The organism is Pseudomonas protegens, from assembly GCF_003732485.1.
Lineage (GTDB): Bacteria > Pseudomonadota > Gammaproteobacteria > Pseudomonadales > Pseudomonadaceae > Aquipseudomonas > Aquipseudomonas protegens_B.
This window is the reverse complement of sequence record NZ_MOAK01000087.1, coordinates 75915-78607: the sequence shown is the minus strand read 5'-3', so window position 1 is coordinate 78607 and position 2693 is coordinate 75915. Positions and strand designations below refer to the sequence as shown.

Genomic DNA, 2693 nt, shown 5'->3' with positions numbered 1-2693 from the left:
GATCGGAAGCCTCGAACGACGAGTCTTCCAGTTGCTTGGTCGCCTCGACGAAACGCTGCTCGACCTGCTGAGTTTTCAGGTCGCGTGTCAGCTTGTCCTTGAGACTGGCAAAGCTCGGCACTTCCGGCGCTTCGATACCCAACAGTTTGATCAAGTGGAAACCGAAGTCGGTACGCACCGGTGCCGAGACCTGATCCTTGTTCAACGCATACAGCGCCTTCTCGAAGCTTGGGTCATAAACACCTGGACCGGCATAGCCCAAGTCGCCGCCATTATTGGCCGAGCCTGGATCCTGGGAGAACTCCTTGGCCAGTGCCTCGAAGCTTTCGCCCTTGGCCAGACGCGCCTGGACCTCTTCGATCTTGGCCTTGGCCTGAGCCTCATTCACCTTATCGTTGACTTCGATTAGGATGTGCGCGGCACGACGTTGCTCGGACAGGTTGGCGATTTCCTTCTGATACAGCGCTTGCAGGTCCTCGTCCTTGACACTGACCTGGTCAAAGAAGGCGGCCTTCTTCAGCTCGATGTAATCAATCACCACTTGGTCGGGAGTCATGAACTCCTTGGCGTGCTGATCGTAGTAGGCCTTGACCTCGTCATCGGTCAGCTTGACCGCTGCCGGATCGGCCTTGATGTTCAGCGAAGCGAAATCACGGGTCTGTTTTTCCAGACGAGCGAACGCCAGTACTTGAGCATCGGTGACGAAACCACTGCCCGCCAGGCCGGCACGCACTTGGCCGATCAGCATTTCCTGAGCCAGCATCTGGCGGAATTGCAGACGGGTGTAGCCCAGCTGACGAATCACTTGATCGAAACGCTCAGGGCTGAATTTGCCTTCAACCTGGAATTCCGGCGTCTGCAGGATCACCTGGTCCAGCGCGCCCTCAGAGAAGGCAAACTTGGAATCCTGTGCACCTTGCAGCAACAGCTTGCGGTCGATCAGCCCTTTCAAAGCGGCTTCGCGCAGCATCTTCTCATCCAGCAGGGAGGCATCGAAATCTTTGCCCAACTGTTGCATCAGTTGACGACGTTGCATGTCGACGGCCTGACTCAACTCGTTCTGAGTGATTTCCTCGCCGTTGACCTTGGCCGCGTCCTGGTTATGGGTAGTGGCCTGGAAAATGGCATCGAAACCGGTCAGCGCCAACAGTGCGACGATGACCCCGATGATGGTTTTGGCAATCCAGCCTTGTGAATTGTCCCTGATATTCTGCAGCATGCGTCCCCCAGAAACGGCTGTACTTCAATTTAAGCAACCGTGGAGCGTGGGTAGAGTCCGGATAGAAGAAAGGCGCATCCGAGGATGCGCCTTCTCGTAACTGGCGGAGCGGACGAGAGCCAAACCTGCGACCCTCGGCGTTGGCCGGTGATACACCGGCCTACTGGCGCCCCGCTGCCAGATCAGGCATGACCCCGACCCGGATGGGCAAAGACCCTGAAGAAACTTAGTTTACGGCTTCTTTCAGTGCTTTACCGGCTTTGAAACCTGGCTTTTTAGCAGCAGCGATTTCCAGAGTCTTACCGGTCTGTGGGTTACGACCGATACGAGCTGGACGATCAGTTACGGAGAAAGTACCGAAACCAACCAGAACAACAGAGTCACCGGCCTTCAGAGCGCCAGTAACGGATTCGATTACTGCGTCCAGCGCACGGCCAGCAGCAGCTTTCGGGAGATCAGCAGATGCAGCGATAGCATCAATCAGTTCCGACTTGTTCACTCTAAGTCCCCTTATATATCTATGAGTATGATTCTAAGTTTTTTGGTGAAAGCAAAAACGAGTGCTGAATGGCCTACAGACACTTAAGAGCCGCTTTATAACAAGGGCTCTAAAAAGCTGTCAAGGAAGCCCCCCAGGCTAATGCGTACTAATGCGTGCTAATTCTTTCCTTAGAGTCAGACTCGCGTTTTTCATCCTTTGCAACTATCTCGGGAGCCACATCCGGCAAGGGCTCCGGCGCGTATTGCAGCGCAATTTGCAGGACTTCGTCAATCCATTTAACTGGTTTAATCTGCAGATCCTGCTTGATATTGTCAGGAATTTCTTTCAAATCGCGAACATTCTCTTCAGGAATGATCACCGTCTTGATTCCACCCCGGTGAGCTGCGAGTAATTTCTCTTTCAGCCCGCCGATGGCCAATACCTGACCACGCAGGGTGATCTCCCCCGTCATCGCCACATCAGCCCGCACCGGAATGCCGGTCAGCGCTGAAACCAACGCCGTGCACATGCCTATGCCCGCGCTAGGGCCGTCTTTAGGAGTGGCCCCTTCCGGCATGTGGATGTGAGTGTCGCGCTTCTCGTGGAAGTCCAGAGGAATGCCCAGGCTCTTGGCTCGACTGCGGACCACGGTCAGCGCAGCAGTGATCGACTCGACCATGACATCCCCGAGAGAACCGGTCTTGATCAACTGGCCCTTGCCTGGAACCACAGCGGCTTCGATCGTCAGCAACTCACCGCCTACCTGAGTCCAGGCCAGGCCGGTCACTTGACCGATCTGATCCTGCTGCTCGGCCAGGCCGTAGCGGAATTTACGCACACCCAGGAAGTGCTCCAGCAGGTCGGAGGTGACCTTCACCGAGAAGCGTTTTTCCATCGCGTGCTCTTTCACCGCCTTGCGGCAAACCTTGGCAATCTGGCGCTCCAGGCCCCGTACACCGGCCTCGCGAGTGTAGTAGCGGATGATGTCGCGGA

General features: G+C 55.8%; 3 protein-coding genes. All 3 read right to left on the bottom strand.

The genetic code is table 11. The features are described from left to right. Positions 1-1219 (bottom strand): SurA N-terminal domain-containing protein (locus BLX41_RS36790; protein WP_404942814.1); only part of this gene is annotated, 1219 nt, incomplete at its 3' end. A 226-nt stretch (positions 1220-1445) separates the two neighbouring features. Continuing rightward, positions 1446-1718 (bottom strand): HU family DNA-binding protein, encoded by a 273-nt coding sequence (locus BLX41_RS30470; protein WP_011062271.1) that lies wholly within the window; start codon positions 1716-1718, stop codon positions 1446-1448. 148 nt (positions 1719-1866) lie between these two features. Beyond that, the coding region (locus BLX41_RS36785) for a S16 family serine protease (protein WP_311197606.1) at positions 1867-2693 on the bottom strand (827 nt) is incomplete at its 5' end.